Origin of the sequence: Bartonella taylorii 8TBB (assembly GCF_902825155.1) — a bacterium.
GTDB lineage: Bacteria > Pseudomonadota > Alphaproteobacteria > Rhizobiales > Rhizobiaceae > Bartonella > Bartonella taylorii_A.
The window spans coordinates 211526-228560 of the sequence record NZ_CADEAG010000002.1 but is presented as its reverse complement, the minus strand read 5'-3'; the positions used below and the strand labels follow the sequence as shown (position 1 = coordinate 228560).

The window sequence follows — 17035 nt, the reverse complement described above, 5'->3', positions numbered from 1 at the left end:
AACTATCTTTTATTCACAAACAAAACAAACACTAAAATACAAAATCAGGTGTTTTTAAAAAACTAGGAAGAGGCTTCACAGCGAGATTAAAAGCACGACGAGCTGCAATAATACCATCTTGTTTTACATAGATTCGTGCAACACCGGAATTCCCCTGTCCTTCAACCACAACAAGACGTCCAGTGTCTTTTATTTGGTCAAAGATACCCTCCGGAATAAAATCAACTGAACCCTCGATAAAAATAAGATCATAAGGTCCCTCAACAGCATATCCCTGCTCCAAAGGGCCATGAATCACAACCACATTATCACACTGATTACGTTCTAAAATCTTAGCTGCTCGTTCCGAAAGAGCTTTATTACTTTCTAATGCAATCACAGACCGTGCTAGCTTTGAAAGCAATGCCGTACAATAACCACTATTTGCACCAATATCTAAAATAATATCTGATGATTTTATAGCCGCAAGCTGTAATAATTTTGCGAGAGAAGCAGGCCTCATTGAATAGCACGCAGGTAACCCGTTTTGCGCAGGACATACAATAATATCGCTATCAAGATAACTTAAGGCTTTTATATCTTCGGATATAAAATCTTCACGCGGTACCGTTAAAAAAGCTTCGAGAACCGATAAATCCGTCACATCTACTGTACGAATTTGATTGTCGACCATTTTGCGGCGAAGCTCTGCAAAATCTGCAATCATAACGACCATCTTCTCCTACATAAAACAAGAACCACAACAAAACGGCGATAATGAGGGCCTAAAATCTTTTACTGTGGGTGTTACAAAAAAGTACGCTACAGTCAACAATTAGATTCTAACCGCACTATTTCTCGTGATAAAATCTCTTACCATAAAGGAAAGCCGTTTACTTGCGCATATTATCCACTCAAAGCCATTTTATTTAAAACCGGCTGGAGGCCTCGCCCGGAATCGAACCGGGATACAAGGATTTGCAGTCCTCTGCGTAACCATTCTGCCACGAGGCCTCGTCGACAAACATGAAGATGTCAATAAGGGAAGGCAACGCATCCGTCAAGGTATAGAAAATCTTCTCTGCTCTTTTTTCCTCTTCTTCTGCGATTTATGACATTTTTTTTAAAAAAAAGTAATTTTATCCTTTGCAAATCAGTATTGCTTTGCTATAGCCCTTGCAGTTGAATAACTTGGCACTGTTCCCCGGTAGCTCAGCGGTAGAGCAACCGGCTGTTAACCGGTTGGTCGCTGGTTCGAATCCGGCCCGGGGAGCCACTCTCTTTTTAATAGCGTTTTTTGAGATTAAAGAGTACAAGTAGATTTAAGAGAACAGAATTTTAAAATATGCTTTTGTAAAGTGCATCATTTTTTGTTTTTTTTAGCTTCTTTGAGTTCTAATAAGTTCTGTTATGAAAAATTCAACGAGAGCCTATGACATATCAACAATCTCATAACTAAACAAATTAATTGAACGACAATAGTTAAAGTCTTATTATCAGATATTATTCACTTATTATCAAACATAATAAAAATTCCTATCACTCAAAAAATATAAGGGAAGAATGCACATCGTTCTCCGTTCTGCACTTCCAATTGCAATGCGTATCAAACGAAAGCAAAATCTATCAATATCATCTCCAGATATACCAAAATATTATTGCAATTAAGTTGGAAGAAGACTGAAAGAATTTTCATCAACTATAAAATTCTCTTATATTATAAGTCAGCATAGAAAAACAAAACAACACATCCCTATTATAAGTAATGTTTGTACTTATTCACATCTTTAAAAATGGAGCATGCACCAATAGATACGAGAGAATAATTTTTTTTAAAGTCGCTTCTACTGATTAATACGAATGATGATTTCTTTCCAAGATATTTTTGATTATACTAGACATGCAAAATGTTTTTATTTAAAAAAATAAGAGCCTTTTAAAAGCCCTCTTATTTTTGCGAGAATGTTGTTTGTATTTCTCTTTCCCTCATTTAAACTGAGAAGAAATCGAAAAGAAGAAAATATTCTAAGCTCACGATTTCTTCTAAAGATTTTACTCAAGCTGCCTTCTGCACTGACTTGCGAAAACGCAAAGATTTCGTACGCTTTGCAGTCGCCTTTGCTTTTTTGTGCCTTTCATTTGGAGATGGAGAATTTTTGCCCTGTAATTGTTCAGCTTTATCTTTACAATTCAAAAACCGCTTCTGACGTTTAGATTTTCTAAAACAAAGTTTACTGTTTTCGATTTTTTCATCTTCTGACACAATCAGCTTTTCTGAAAATGCAGCAAACTGTACTGGAACAGCTTCACGCACTAACCGCATAGAAATCAAACGCTCTACAGCACGCAACCGCGCTCCTTCTACTCCTTCATCAAAAAGTGTGAGTGCTTCACCAGACGCACCATTACGTCCTGTACGACCGATACGATGCACATAACTTTCAGCATCATCTGGTAAATCGTAATTAATAACGTGGCTTATTCCTAGTACATCAATACCGCGCGCTGCAATGTCTGTCGCAACAAGAATCCGCACAGCCCGTTCACGAAAAGCTTTTAAGGCAGACTGGCGAGCACTTTGCGATTTATTTCCATGAATTGTTGCAACAGGATACCCTATTTTTGTTAAAGTACGCGTGACAGCATCAGCACCATGTTTAGTTCGAGTAAAAACAATGACCGAAGTGAGAGCTGGATTTGTCAAAAGTTTACCTAAAACATTCTTTTTTTCACTAGTAGGAACGCAATATAATTTCTGAGTAATTTCTGCAACGGTTGTCCCTTGAGGAGTAACCTCTATTTTTACTGGATCATTGAGCAAACACTTTGCAAGTACAGTAATTTCTTTCGGCATTGTCGCAGAAAAAAGCGCTGTCTGACGCTCTTGGTGCAAAAGCTTTGCGATTTGCTGTACATCATTAATAAACCCCATATCTAACATACGATCTGCTTCATCCAAAACTAAAAAACGAGATTGAGAAAGATCAACGCATTTTTCACGAACAAGATCTCTTAAACGCCCTGGCGTTGCTATCAAAACATCCACACCAGCTCCTATGCGTTTAATTTGTTTTAAACGCGATACCCCACCAAAAATAAGACATGTTGAAAGATGCGTTCCTCTTGCAACAACACGAATTGTTTCATCAATCTGAACAGCGAGTTCACGCGTAGGAACCAAAATCAAAGCTCGCGCAGTTTTAGGGCAGCGTTTATCGCCCAAAGCCAAAATTTGATTTAGAATAGGTAAACTAAATGCCAATGTCTTCCCAGAACCTGTCTGTGCAATACCTAACATATCATGCCCATTCAACATCGCTGGAATAGCTTTTTCTTGAATAGGTGTAGGTTTACTCATACCAGCCATGAGCAAGTTTTTACTCAAAAGAGTAGATAAACCCAACTTTATGAAAACATTTTCTCTATTTATGGTCAAAATAAAATCTTTCCTCAGCTCAACGACTCTAAACAAGTAACAAGCTGAACTCTGTTACTCAAGAATCCGCGCAAAAAAGATCTTGATATTACAAATTTGTTAAGCAACGCTTGAAAGAGCGATTTGCGCACCCAATGAACACCCTGAAATCAAGGAAAAAGGTGCATAAATTCATTCTCCAAAGAGCTAATTAAATTAACCAGCTTAAACACCTTCATTTATATTATCGTAGGATTATGACAAAAAAGCAAGTGCTTTGCGAAAGTTATTTATCACAAACAAGAAACACAATGTTTTAATCACTTATTTCTTTATTATTGTCTCCTTCGGTAAATGTACCCTATCAAAATCAGGATAAATTTCTAGAAAAACTGGATTTTGTAAAGTTTTCTGACCACCATAGATTAAATACCATTGCGTTTTATCAAAAATCGCCAACGTTTTATATTGGATGATGCGATTTTTCATCTCAAGCGTCGTCGGAATCAAAGCATAAAAAGTACCTTTATCAGTTTGCAAATAATCTATGTTTGTTTCATCTAAAAAATAAGCACCATCAGGCAAACTCTCAAATTGAACACGCAGCTGTTTAAGAAAACTGTGACGTAAATTATTCTCTGTCGTCTTCAATCGGCGCGCCATTTCTTTATAAAGCCGATCAGGCATATAAGCAGCAATAGGTGCAAAATTCCCATTTTTTACAGCATTATTGACATCAATAATTAATCTTGAAAGTTCAGTTTTTTGTATTGTCGCTGGCTCAGATGCTGAAATCTGTTTAGCAACACTTAAAAACAAGAACAGACTCAGTAAAAAATAAAAAACAGATTTCATTCTTAATATCTCTCACTTTTGCAAAAAGTTCCGCTTCTCAAATAACAAAATCAAACAATGTTTGATCGTCGGTAATATCACGATAACGCCAACCTAAAGCTTGAAACTTTTTCTCTAAGAGGCAAAAATTATCGTATTTTTTTGTTTCAATTGCGATCAACACAGAACCAAAACTTCTAGATGATTTTTTGAGATATTCAAAACGCACAATATCATCATCTGGAGAAAGTTGAGCAAGAAAACTACGCAACGCACCAGGATGTTGCGGAAAACTAAAAATAAAATACTTTCTTAAGCCCTGAAATCGCAAAGAACGCTCTTTAATATCTGGCAAACGCTCAAAATCAAAATTACCACCTGAAATAACAAGAAGAATTTTTTTTCCTTTCAACTCTTGAGAAGAAATACTGTTAAGAGCATCGATTGATAAAGCACCTGCTGGTTCAAGAACTACACCTTCAACATTGAGCATTTCAACCATTGTAGAACAAACACGATTTTCAGGAACTGTAATAACAGAATCGGGTGAAAATTGCTTTAGCATTGTGTAATTTAACGCACCAATTTCAGCCACAGCAGCACCATCTACAAATGTATCGATAGTTTCAAGCTTGACACGTTTTCCACTCTTCAAACAAGCAAGCAAACTTGCAGCTCTTTGTGGTTCAACAAAACGAAGCTCGGTTTTCCAACCATATTCACGTAAAAATTTGCTCACACCACTAGCTAAACCACCACCACCTACAGGTACAATCATCAAATCTGGCTCACTCTCCCCATTAAGTTTTTTCCATTGCAAAACAGACTCACAAAGAATCGTCGCCTGCCCCGTAATAATGCGAATATCATCAAAAGGTGGTGCCATCACTCCCCCACTCTCCACAGCAAAAGACTGCGCAGCCGCATAACATTGATCAAACGTCTCACCAACTAAACGGATATCAATAAACTCTTTACCAAAAACGCGCGTCTTATCAATTTTCTGTTGCGGAGTCGTCACAGGCATAAAAATCACGCCTTTACGCTTAAAATAGCGACAAACAAAGGACACTCCTTGCGCATGATTCCCCGCTGATGCACAAACAAATGCAGCATCTTGAGAGATCTTATCAAGCATCTCTGAAACAAAATTAAACGCACCGCGAATCTTATATGACCGCACTGGTGTTAAATCTTCACGTTTTAAATAAATTTCTGCATCATATTTTTGACTAAGAAAATCATTTCTCTGAAGTGGTGTTTCAGCAAACACATGATGCAAAGCCACCATAGCTTTATTTACGTCTCGAATAAATTTACTGCTCATAACACCAATCATTTCATGCTTCGTTAATATTATACAGGCTCCTTCTAACTATAAAGACAACCATTGTCAGTCAGAAATTGAACCAAATACGAAAAGTTCTGCTCTTAATCATTAATTCTTGATTCAATAAAAGATATAGCTTATGAGAGAGCTCTTATCGCGGACGTGATGAAAACGGTAAACATAGCAGACTTAAAATCTGCCGGTCTAAGACCTTGCGGGTTCAAGTCCCGCCGTCCGCACCACAGTATGTGTATTTCTCCTTATTTTCAATAGTTTATTAGAAATCAACAAAAATAAACACCTTCTAAACCAGCTTTTGCAACTTCATTATAACACTACCAAACAGCATTTAACGGTCTTGATTGCGAATCATAATTCCTTTTTGAATATGCATTTTAATCGTGCCAATGACCTTGAAATTTTTCATTCTAAAAAATGGAAATCTCACAGTTACTCTCATTTCATCATAAGCATTTAAAAATTAAAGGCTTCCTTTATCTCTACAAAGGATAATATTCTACAGGATAGCAAATAAAAACAAAGGCCCCATAAAAGATAGGACCTCTGAAAATCAATTTAAGTTCACAAAAATTAAAATTTATAAGCTACACCAATACGCAAATCATTTGTCTTATACTTAAGTTCAATCTCATCTTTGAATTTCTTTTTACCAAAATCTGAATAACGGTATTCCGCACGCAAAATAACATTATCTGCTACTGCAACGTCAACACCACCACCCAGAGTATAACCAATCATCATCTTTGTATCATCTGATATAGCATTAAAGGGCTCTGTTCCAGTAATCTTTGTCGACAGTGTATCTTGAAATTGCCCATAAGCAATACCACCAGAGATATACGGCATAATACGATCAGCAGAAAAACCAACACGTATCCGTGTGGCACCAACCCATTTCTCTTTTAATCTATGGCTAAAAGTTATGCTGTCTTTCTCTGTCCCTCCCACATCTCTGTTTACCCCATTTCTTAATTTCTTAACCCTTACCCGTTTTTTCTGTTCTGTAGTTCCCTTCTCCGTGTCTGTTCCCCCATCTGTGTCTGTTCCCCCATCTGTGTCTGTTCCCCCATCTGTGTCTGTTCCACTCTCTGGGGGCTTTCCACCCTCTGGTAGCTTTCCACCCTCTGGGGGCTTTCCACCTCCACCTTCACCAGAATCATTATAATGGACGCTAGTTTTTGTATCTTTGCGACCAGAAAGAAGTATATCTGTTTCAAGCCCCACGACAAAATTATTGCCAAGATCCATATTGGCACCTAAATAAAAACCACCTACAAAACCAGAAAGCTCAGGCATATACTGTTTCTCGATGGGTACCCATGGTTTACTTTTACTTGCCTCATCAGGATAGAGAGGAATATTAACATTACGAGTAGTTGCAGAAATCTTACTTGAAAAACCACCAACTTGGCCTCCAAAATAAAAACCTGTCCAAGAAAAAGGTGGAGAAACAATAACTGATGAAGCAACATGTTCTGGCTGTTCAGGAACAACCACATCTGCTGCCTGTACTATAGAAGCTGAAACGAAAGTAAAAACGGATGCTGTTATAAATTTTGTATTCATAAAATTATACCCCACTGCTATTATTCAAATATAATCAAAAATCACATTTTAAAAAACAAAGTGCTTAAAATTTTACGCTGCAAAATCACATATACTCTTCTATAATTACATCAAAATTTAAGGTTAGTAAATAAATTTTAATTATTTTTAATATATTATTAATAATCAATACTTAAAAATATAAAAATGTAATAAAAACAACTTTTATTTTTAAAAAATATATTATGATATTTTCTTGTCTAAATTGTTGCCTCAAAAACCACATACTGTATCATTCAACAGTCTGTTTTCTTGGGACATTTTCTAAAGTGATACAGATGATTTTTGGAAAGTCCCTATCTACCAGTTATTATTACAAATATTTTATAGTTAATACAATATTTAGAAAATAAATTATCCTGAAATAACGTAATTTCTTATATAATTAACAAAATTAAATTGGCTTTTATTATTGATATAAAATACTAAGAATACTGCAGAAATATCTAAAAGTCATTAGACTGAGAGCACCATTTCAAATTATGTGTATATTTAAAAATCTCACTATCTTACCGAAAACTATACTTTTTATCTTTCTCTCTTTAATCGTACTACTATCGATTTACACAAAAGTGATATTATAGTCCTTCTAAATCTTATGTAATTACAAAAATTTTAAACCATTTTACTTAAAAATTGCTCTACCCTTACTGATTTCTATATTATCCTCTGCCTTTATTGCAAAACGGTCTTTATTAGGAAAAGTGATAAAACACCCCTTCATACAAATCGTAACTGTTTGATGAGCATTCAACGAGATATTTAAAGGTATACTCCCTTCAACAATGATGAGAGATTGTGCCTTTAAATCAGTATTCTTCACCGTTGCTGCAAAAGCTTTCATAGTCAAAATATCCAACAGTGCTGTCACTATAAAAATGTGAAAATATTTTAGCATTCTAGGATTCCTTCCTCAACAAAACGCTTATATAATACAAAGCGAAGAGTATTAGTCACCTTAGAGGGTGAAGTGATATTAGGCACATAGATAGCCAAATTAAATGAAAATTTCTTACTATCAAATGCAGTAAAACTCACTCGTGGTGCAGGATTTTTTAAAACCCCTTCTGTTGCAGAAGCAATCTCTAACAAAATTTCAACAACACGGTCTGGAGCAAGATTGGAGGAAACAGTAACAGGGATATCAATACGCCCCATTTTACTACGCCGAGTCCAATTACTAACATTATTATTGATGAGACTTGAATTAGGAATAATAATCGTCTTGCGCTGCAATGTTTCAAGTTCCGTTGCACGCACACTAATACGTTTGACAATACCACCTACTGATCCAGATTCTACATAATCTCCTAGTTTAAATGGTCTTCCAACCAAAATAATCAGCCCAGAAACAAAATTTTGAACAATATTTTGCAAGCCAAAACCTATACCAAGCGAAAGCCCACCAGCAATAAGCGCAAAATTTTTAAGATCCAAGCCTGCCATTGACAGCCCTATCAAAACTGACACGACAACACCACAATAATTTATAACCGTTTTGATAGAATTACGCACCCCAGGATCGAATTCACCATGTGCCAATACAGTTCCATCTAGCCAACCGACAAATTGACGAATGACGAAAAAACAGGAGAAAAAAACAACGATTCCTGTTACAATAGAAATCAAAGAAATAGACACATTTCCAATTTGAAAACCCGTCATCAACTGCCACAACACTGCTCTAAAGTCGGAATACGAAAATCCAAACTGCGCAACAATTGGCATTACACAAAATACGACAACAAAAAAACTGAGAAAAATACTAATAACAACCCCCAATTGATTCATCGTTTTCTCTTCTAAATGCAACCGTTTCATTAAAATATGACCAACGCTCGTTTTCATAAATTGTCCTTTAGTTCCAAGTGCTTGAGCGCTTTTCATCCCTAAATACATTAAAATCAAAAATGCCCCGCCGATTATAATTTGCTGCATAATAAAACGTGCCAGACCAACATAGCCTAAAAAATCCATAACAATCAGCAATACTCCCAATAAAATGAGAGGAATACGTATATAAAGTGGCAAAAAGCGCGGCTCTCTTTCTTCACTTTGAGAATCCCCACGTCTAAACCGCAAAGGCACAAACGAAATAATAAACAGTAGTATCGCTACCAAAAAAACAGCAACGAAACTTTTGGCTATTGTTAAAGAAAGAGAAGCTGAAACTATTTGATAAATACTATCGAGAACAGCATCAAATGCCAAAATTACACCTAAAGAAATAAGTAAAATCACCAATTGATGTGCTGCCGACGGTGCAATATTGAGAAGATGCATATGAGGCATATTCGATGATAAAAGAACAACGGCCAAACGATTTATCAGAAAGATTAATATAATTTGACACCCTACCATATCAAATACTGTTGTGAGCTTCCCTGGATCCAAACTAAAACCACGGAACAAGAATAATACAAGATAAACGCAAACAACACACACAAGCGAAGGTAAAAGAACTGAAACAAAAGCAATCAATAAGCGTTGTAAATAAGATACTTCCTCATTGCTCTTGATAAAGTGGCAGCGCATATGTGCAAGAACTTTATGAGAAAAATAAGAAAGTCCCAAAGCGATAAAAAGCGGAATCAAAAAAGAAAGAAATAGCTGTAATAGTTTGAAATAAAATACAAAATTCCACCAAGAGCTCAACAAAAAAAGAAAATCAGATGAAGCCTCTTTGGTTTTCTGGGCGAGATGTTTAACCATCGAGAGCGAAAACTCAAGCCTATGTGTAAGTGTGCGTTTAAAAAGCTCTCGAGATTGAGAAATAGCAAGTTCGGCTATTCTATTTGTGGTCAAAAAAATTGCTTCAAACTGGAATACTATATTATTAATTTTAGCTTTTTGCTCCATCAAGTGAGAGCGTTCCTCGCCTGTTTTTTCCAAATTTTTTAGATCATCATGGAATTCTGTTAATTGATCAAGAAGTGCATTAATATCATTAAGAGGAGCACGCAAAACAAACGCTGCTTCTATAGCTCGTTTACTGATATCTTGTGCACGTAACCGCAATTCTACCAAAGCACGCGGATCTTCTGATTTCTTTTCAAAGTCTTTTTCTAAAGTTTCAGTGTTTTGTTTAAGAGTCTCAATAATATTCTGTTTTTGCTGAATAATTTCATCAATTGAATGAGAAGTGATCTCTTGTCCAATGATGGTATTTTGCGATTCAAGATTCCCCCAAGCACAAGAACTGAATATAACGATAATCCCAAAAATAAAGAAAAGTATGCGTAATTTTTTTTTAAAAAATGGATACATAGCTGCCTTAGATGTATAAAGAGGAATCTACTACTTCTTAAAAATATTGCATGGAATAAATATTTTCAACTTTTATAGAATAATCTTATAAAAGCTTTTCCTTATCCGATAATGCTGATAATAAGAGGAAGGACAATAATAAGTTTGTGGACTCAATAAGATTAAACAAAGGCGCTCTGGCATGTATTTTTTGCACCTCTATTGCAAAAAAGAAAATTTTCTCCCTTTTACGACGTGGCTTCTTCTGTCCAGCTTTGGCATGTTGTTAACAAATAACGCAGGAGCGAGGGCCTATTTGATCAAACAACTACGAGCAAATAATATAGTTGAAACGAGTACACTTGATTCACAAAACAAACGTGATCAATTAAATGTTACAACAATTGAAAATAAAAAATTTGTAACACTTCATGGAGATTCTGTTCTGCCTCTCAATATTTTTCGAAATATCCTAGTATGGAATCTCTTTTTAATAACGACCACATTTGTTTGTACACAACTTGAGAACCTACAAACACAGTATTTTTCAAATAAACGTGCTCCTCCTCTTGCTTGAGTCTTAAATTATGAAATGATTATATTGTATTACCTTTAATAACTCTTAGATTGCCTATTAGCGGAATATATCATGCGTACACCCGGTTGGTTAACTACCCTTTATTGTTTTATCCTTTTAAGCAGCATTTACGTCGCTTTACCCAATTTGTTTTCGCAAGAACAGGTTACAAACTCACAATTCTTAACCAACACCCGTGTGACACTTGGACTTGACCTTCAAGGAGGTTCTTCTCTCCTACTTGAAGTGGATGGCAAAACATTGAAGCGCGATCAACTGCATATCCTTTTAGGAAATGTGCGTAATACACTCCGTGAAAAACAAATCCGTACCTCGAGTATCCGTATTATCGAAGGGGGCGTTGTTGCACTTATTTCTGATCCATTACAAAGTGAAAAAGCACTCTCTGCTTTGAAAACATTGGTAACTCCCATACACAGCAGCTTTGGCTCTACAGCCGATGATATTACTATCAGTTCTCAAAATGAAACTATCCATATCATATTAACTGAAGCTGGTATGAAGGATCGTATGAGCAATGCTATTGAACAAAGCTTAGAAATCATCCGTCGCCGCATAGATCAAGTTGGTGTTACTGAGCCTGCTATACAAAAGGTAGGGACCGATCGTATTATGGTTCAATTGCCGGGTTTACAAGACCCAAAGCAGCTACGTGACCTTTTAGGAACAACTGCTAAGATGACCTTTCATCTGGTGCCCTCTAATGTGGATGTAAATAACCCACCCGCAGGTGTTTCAATTCTTCCTGGATATACGGATGAGACACAACGCTACGCAATTTATAATCAAATCGCCTTAGACGGAAATGTCCTGAAAGACGCCCGTGCAGGTTTTGATCCGCAAATGCCAGGACGTTCTATTATCTCATTCACTCTGAATTCTGCTGGAGCAAAAATATTTGCAGAAATAACACGACAAAATATTAATCATCCTTTCGCAATCGTTCTTGATAACAAAGTTTTGACTGCTCCTACCATCAATAGTGTTATTCCCAATGGACAAGGTCAAATTACAGGAAATTTTGATCCAAAAGAAGCCTCAACTCTGGCTGCGCTCCTCCGTGCTGGTTCCTTGCCTGCACCATTAACGGTAATTGAAGAGAGGACTGTAGGTCCAAATCTTGGTGCTGACGCCATCCAAATGGGGCTTTATACCGGCATAATCGGCTTTATTCTTGTTACTATTTTTATTTTTCTTCTCTACAGAGTCTGGGGAATCATTACGAATATAGCACTAGCACTCCACACTATTTTAACATTTGCTGCACTAAGTCTTCTGGGCGCGACACTCACATTACCGGGTATTGCTGGTATTATTTTAGGCATCGGCATCGCCGTTGATGCCAATATTCTCATCAATGAACGAATCCGCGAAGAAAGCCGAAAAGGTGTCAGCGCCTTTGCAGCCTTAGACCGTGGTTTCAAACACGCTTTCGCAACCATTGTTGATGCCAATGTTACTGCAATTATTGCAACTATTTTACTGTTTTGGTTTGGTACCGGTCCCGTTCGCGGTTTTGCTGTAACAATGTTGCTTGGTATTATTATCTCCATGTTCACGAATATCACAATTGTGCGCATCATGATGATTTGGGTGATCCGTAAGTGGAAAATTAAAACTCTGCATCTTCACTCTATTTTCAATATTATTCCACAAAATACAAACTTTCGCTTTATGAAAGCGCGTTTCATTGGTATTGGTGTCTCAATTATTTTATCAGTTGCTTCAGTCTTTCTGTTTTTTAAGCCTGGATTGAATTTTGGAATTGATTTCATTGGTGGCAGCCAAATGAGTATTACCACAAAAACGCCAACAAATTTAGCAACCTTGCGTTCTAAGCTTTCCACCCTTAATATTGGTGAAATTACCTTGCAAAATATTGATAATGCAAACACTGTATTGATTCGTATGCAGAAACAAAGTGGCAGTGAAGCACAACAAACTATCGCCATTGATAAGGTTAAAACAGCAGTACAAGACATCTATCCAGATGCTACATTCGATCAAATAGAGGTTGTTGGTCCAAAAATTTCAGGTGAGCTTGCCACCGCTGCTTTTACTGCTGTTATTCTAGCAGCAATTGCCATGTCCCTTTATATATGGTTGCGTTTCGAATGGTTCTTCGCAGTTGGTGCGATTGTAACACTTATCTTAGATACCACAAAAATGATTGGTTTTTTTGCCCTATTTCAATTTGATTTCAATTTAACAGCCATCGCTGCTCTTTTAACGATTGTTGGTTATTCCATAAATGATAAAGTCGTTGTCTATGATAGAATGCGCGAAAATATGCGCCTTTATAAAAAAATGTCGTTGCGTGAACTTATTGATCTCTCAATTAACCAGGTTCTTGTACGCTGCCTCTTTACATCAACAACCACAGTTCTTGCTATGTTACCTATGGCTATATGGGGTGGAAATGCTGTCCATAATTTTGCACTTCCGATGGTCTTTGGAATTATTATTGCAACATCATCCTCTATTTTTATTGCCGCTCCTATTTTACTCTTGCTAGGGAATTGGTGGCGTGAACGGAAAAACCATACAAACACTAAACTAAAATGAAAATACCATGCTGAATATGACATCTCCTCCTTTATTCTCATAAAAATTACAATCATCTCAACTCAATTGTTTTTTGATAAGAAGTCGTAAATAATCCATGCTCCACGATACACCACTGATTACAACTATTGTTGCAGGTTTATGTTTAGCATTTCTTTTAGGAATGATTGCTAGCCGTTTGCGTATCTCACCACTCGTAGGATACTTGTTAGCCGGCGTTATTGTAGGACCAAATACAGGCGGTTTTAGAATAGATTCCGTCATTATCAACCAACTCGCTGAAATTGGTATTATTTTGCTGATGTTTGGTGTTGGACTCCATTTTTCATTAAAAGACCTTTTATCCGTAAAAGCTGTTGCTATTCCTGCTGCCATTACAGAGATGGTATTTACTACTTTTCTAGGCCTATGCCTTGGTCTGATCATGGGGTGGGGGTTTAGCGGTAGTTTAGTCTTCGGTTCAGCTCTATCAATCGCAAGTACCGTTATCCTTCTGCGTGCTTTGCAAGAGCGCCATCTTATTGAAACAGAAAAAGGACGTATTGCTATTGGATGGTTGATTATTGAAGATTTAGCAATGGTTTTTATCCTTGTTCTCATACCATCACTGGCAAATGTCCTTAGCAATACAAAAAAAGAAGCGTTTGATCCTCTTGTTCAATGGTTGGACTTAAGTATTTGGGGAATTTTTGGTCTCACCATCCTGAAAGTTATTGTATTTATTGCACTTATGCTGATTATTGGGCGACGCTTTATCCCATGGTTGCTAAAGATGAGCGCACAATCGGGATCACGCGAATTATTTCGTCTTAGTGTCTTTACTATTGCATTAGGAGTAGCTTTCGGAGCAGCTCAGTTATTTGGTGTTTCTCTTTCTCTTGGTGCTTTTTTTGCAGGCATGGTGATGAGCGAATCAGAATTAAGCCATCATGCAGCGGAAGAATCCTTACCACTACGAGACGCATTTTCTGTTCTCTTTTTTGTTTCTGTGGGTATGTTATTTGACCCAGGGAAATTGTTGACTCACTTTTTCCCCCTCTTAGCGACATTATTAATTATTGTATTAGGAAAATCTACTGCTGCCTTTTTTATCGTCAAAGCCTTTCGCTATTCTAATGCAACAGCTTTGACTATTTCTGCAAGCCTTGCTCAAATCGGAGAATTTTCTTTTATCCTTGCAGGTTTAAGTTTGAACTTGGGACTTTTAAGCAACGATGCTCATGATTTAATTCTTGGAGGTGCTATCCTTTCTATTTTACTCAATCCCCTTGTTTTTATGGCCTGTAACAAAATTAAAAAACATCTAGACAAAGTTCCTACAAATTTGCAAGATACAGAAACAATTATTGATATTGATCCGCAAGATCCCGATCAAGAACCTTTACAAATGACCTTAAAAACCAATCACATTGTGATTATTGGCTATAGTCGTATTGGTAAATGCGTTGCACTATCTTTAGCAGACAGAGGAGAACCCGTAGTGATCGTAGAAGAATCAAAACGCTTCGCTGATCAAGCAATTGCAGACGGCTTCGAAGTCATTTGCGGCAATATCATTCAACAAGAAGTAATGAATGCAGCAAATATAAGTGATGCACACAAAGTTGTTATTACAATGCGAAGTACCATTGAAGTAGGAGAATGTGTAGTGAATATACGTGGTATGAAGAAGGATATCCAGATCATCACGCATGCACTATCTGATGTAGAAACATCTTATCTCGTTGATTTAGGTGCAGATATCGTAGTAACTGATGATGAAGAAATTGCTAATGGTGTTATCGAGCATATAACGGAACAAAGACCTGTAGAGAATATGCACAATCATGAATTGAATTTACAAAAAATATAAAATGGGTATATTTACAAAAAACATAAAATGGATAAAGAAGCGTGAAAATAAAGCAATTTATATGGCCGTTTATTGGTATATTAGCAATGCTGATATCCATTCGCATTCTTTATATAAAGCTCTCTGCAATTTCCTTTAGTGATGTATTGGAACGCTTAAGCAATTTAAATGCACCACAATGGCTGTTAGCCTGTTCATGTTCTCTCCTAGCTTATGCTGCTCTTGCTGGATATGACCGAATTGCCTTACAGCATCTTGGCCATAAAATTTCTTGGATTTTTATCGCCATATGTTCTTTTACTACTTATGCCCTTTCACACAATATTGGTGCTTCCGTTTTTTCTGGTGCGGTCGTGCGCTATCGCGCCTATAAAATGAAAGGATTAAGTGGAACTGAAATCGCGATATTGGTGGGTTTTTGCTCTTTTACCTTTGTGATAGGCACAATCTTACTCTTTGGGATCGTTTTGATTCTACAACCCGAAATTATCACTCTCATTCATGATGAGCTTCCTGAATGGCTTGGAACAACAATTGGCGCAATCCTTCTTGGTTGTATAGCACTCTATACTTTTGGCAGCTGGCTTCAATTAAAACCCTTACACTTGAGTAAAAAAATTCAACTTTCTTACCCACGGCTAAAAATTGTCATTCAACAGCTTCTCATTAGCCCCCTAGAGCTCTTAGCAGCAGCAGGAATTATATACGCGGTTCTTCCGCATAATACAGATGTTCATTTTATTTCTGTGCTTGGTGTTTTCCTAGCATCTTTTACGATAACTCTTCTCTCCAATGCTCCAGCAGGAGGAGTTGGTGTTCTAGAAGCCTTATTCATAACAGGTATGCCCAATGTAAATCCAACGGATGTTGTTGCAGCACTTATTGTATTCAGAATGTTTTATTTGATCATACCGTTCATCATTTCGCTATTTGTTGTAGCAATTTTTGAAACTCAACAATATTGGAAACGAACTCCTAAGACACCGCCTGAATAAATAAAAGGAAATCAATGTTTTCTTTTTTTTGTGGTGTGTAAAGAACAATAACCACACCGAGTTTGGCTTCGGTATGGAAATCAATTAAACATTAATCTTCATTTATCTTTTTTATATTTGGCCTTGAAACGCCTTTCTTTTTATACCAACACCACAATAAAAAATACATGGAATATTTGATACTTCAATTCTCCTTCAGAAAGCCATTCATTAATCTTTCAAATAAATTCTGTATAGAAAAAATAGTTTCTTCTATAACCTTCAACCGATTTTCAACATTGCATATTGGGATTGCCATTTTGTAGTGTAATACACTCTATAATACTTTTCATAAAAAGAGTTCTTCTCAACGAACGTATAAAAATACAAGAAAAAATCTTATAAAATTTTTATCTCTAAAAAACGCAGAAATAATGCATATGCAATCATCATTTCTGAAATTAATGACTACTTACAAATAATTCTGTACCCTTTTATCTTCCTAGAAAATCATCAATTAAAAGCCTTCATTTAGTATGAAGATTGCCTATTCTAGCCTAAAGATATTGACATCCAACTTTTGCTTACTTCATGTTTCACGCTCAAAACCTGTTTA

Annotated in this window: 11 protein-coding genes and 3 tRNA genes; 6 read left to right on the top strand and 8 right to left on the bottom strand. The window is 36.4% G+C overall.

Translation table 11 applies throughout. The annotated features are described in order from the left end of the window. Positions 1 to 31: 31 nt before the first annotated feature. The gene (locus J7R13_RS03125; protein ID WP_208437445.1) at positions 32 to 706 is read right to left on the bottom strand and encodes a protein-L-isoaspartate O-methyltransferase family protein; all 675 of its coding nucleotides are present in this window, start codon (positions 704 to 706) and stop codon (positions 32 to 34) included. A gap of 213 nt (positions 707 to 919) precedes the next feature. Then, a tRNA-Cys gene (locus J7R13_RS03120) sits at positions 920 to 993 on the bottom strand. A gap of 187 nt (positions 994 to 1180) precedes the next feature. On the opposite strand from J7R13_RS03120, the gene J7R13_RS03115 reads away from it, so the two are divergent. Further along, a tRNA-Asn gene (locus J7R13_RS03115) sits at positions 1181 to 1255 on the top strand. 780 nt (positions 1256 to 2035) lie between these two features. Here J7R13_RS03115 and J7R13_RS03110 read toward each other — a convergent pair. The 3 genes from J7R13_RS03110 to ilvA form a co-directional block, all read right to left on the bottom strand. After that, the gene (locus J7R13_RS03110) at positions 2036 to 3415 is read right to left on the bottom strand and encodes a DEAD/DEAH box helicase (protein ID WP_208437430.1); all 1380 of its coding nucleotides are present in this window, start codon (positions 3413 to 3415) and stop codon (positions 2036 to 2038) included. Between the two features lie 303 nt (positions 3416 to 3718). After that, positions 3719 to 4249 (bottom strand): hypothetical protein, encoded by a 531-nt coding sequence (locus J7R13_RS03105; protein ID WP_208437429.1) that lies wholly within the window; start codon positions 4247 to 4249, stop codon positions 3719 to 3721. A 37-nt stretch (positions 4250 to 4286) separates the two neighbouring features. Continuing rightward, a complete protein-coding gene (gene ilvA, locus J7R13_RS03100) occupies positions 4287 to 5567 on the bottom strand; it encodes a threonine ammonia-lyase IlvA (RefSeq protein WP_208437428.1) in 1281 nt (426 codons plus the stop codon). Between the two features lie 147 nt (positions 5568 to 5714). Between ilvA and J7R13_RS03095 the strand changes: the two genes are divergently transcribed. Beyond that, positions 5715 to 5800: transfer RNA gene (locus J7R13_RS03095), tRNA-Leu, on the top strand. Positions 5801 to 6149: 349 nt separating this feature from the next. Here the strand turns inward: J7R13_RS03095 and J7R13_RS03090 are convergent. The 3 genes from J7R13_RS03090 to J7R13_RS03080 all read right to left on the bottom strand — a co-directional run bounded on the left by J7R13_RS03090 (position 6150) and on the right by J7R13_RS03080 (position 10451). Further along, positions 6150 to 7145 carry an outer membrane protein gene (locus J7R13_RS03090; RefSeq protein ID WP_208437427.1) on the bottom strand — a complete coding sequence of 332 codons (996 nt, stop codon included), beginning with the start codon at positions 7143 to 7145 and terminating at the stop codon, positions 6150 to 6152. A gap of 664 nt (positions 7146 to 7809) precedes the next feature. Continuing rightward, positions 7810 to 8082 (bottom strand): hypothetical protein, encoded by a 273-nt coding sequence (locus tag J7R13_RS03085; RefSeq protein ID WP_208437426.1) that lies wholly within the window; start codon positions 8080 to 8082, stop codon positions 7810 to 7812. Continuing rightward, the gene (locus J7R13_RS03080; protein WP_208437425.1) at positions 8076 to 10451 is read right to left on the bottom strand and encodes a mechanosensitive ion channel family protein; all 2376 of its coding nucleotides are present in this window, start codon (positions 10449 to 10451) and stop codon (positions 8076 to 8078) included. The genes J7R13_RS03085 and J7R13_RS03080 overlap by 7 nt, the downstream gene beginning before the upstream one ends. A 295-nt stretch (positions 10452 to 10746) precedes the next feature. On the opposite strand from J7R13_RS03080, the gene J7R13_RS03075 reads away from it, so the two are divergent. The 4 genes from J7R13_RS03075 to J7R13_RS03060 all read left to right on the top strand — a co-directional run bounded on the left by J7R13_RS03075 (position 10747) and on the right by J7R13_RS03060 (position 16440). Further along, a complete protein-coding gene (locus J7R13_RS03075; RefSeq protein WP_343212162.1) occupies positions 10747 to 11007 on the top strand; it encodes a hypothetical protein in 261 nt (86 codons plus the stop codon). Between the two features lie 72 nt (positions 11008 to 11079). Next, the gene (gene secD, locus J7R13_RS03070; protein ID WP_208437423.1) at positions 11080 to 13593 is read left to right on the top strand and encodes a protein translocase subunit SecD; all 2514 of its coding nucleotides are present in this window, start codon (positions 11080 to 11082) and stop codon (positions 13591 to 13593) included. Between the two features lie 97 nt (positions 13594 to 13690). Further along, positions 13691 to 15445 (top strand): cation:proton antiporter domain-containing protein, encoded by a 1755-nt coding sequence (locus J7R13_RS03065; protein WP_208437422.1) that lies wholly within the window; start codon positions 13691 to 13693, stop codon positions 15443 to 15445. Positions 15446 to 15486: 41 nt separating this feature from the next. After that, on the top strand, positions 15487 to 16440 hold the full coding sequence (locus tag J7R13_RS03060) for a lysylphosphatidylglycerol synthase transmembrane domain-containing protein (protein ID WP_208437421.1): 954 nt from the start codon (positions 15487 to 15489) through the stop codon (positions 16438 to 16440). The last annotated feature ends 595 nt before the right edge of the window (positions 16441 to 17035 follow it).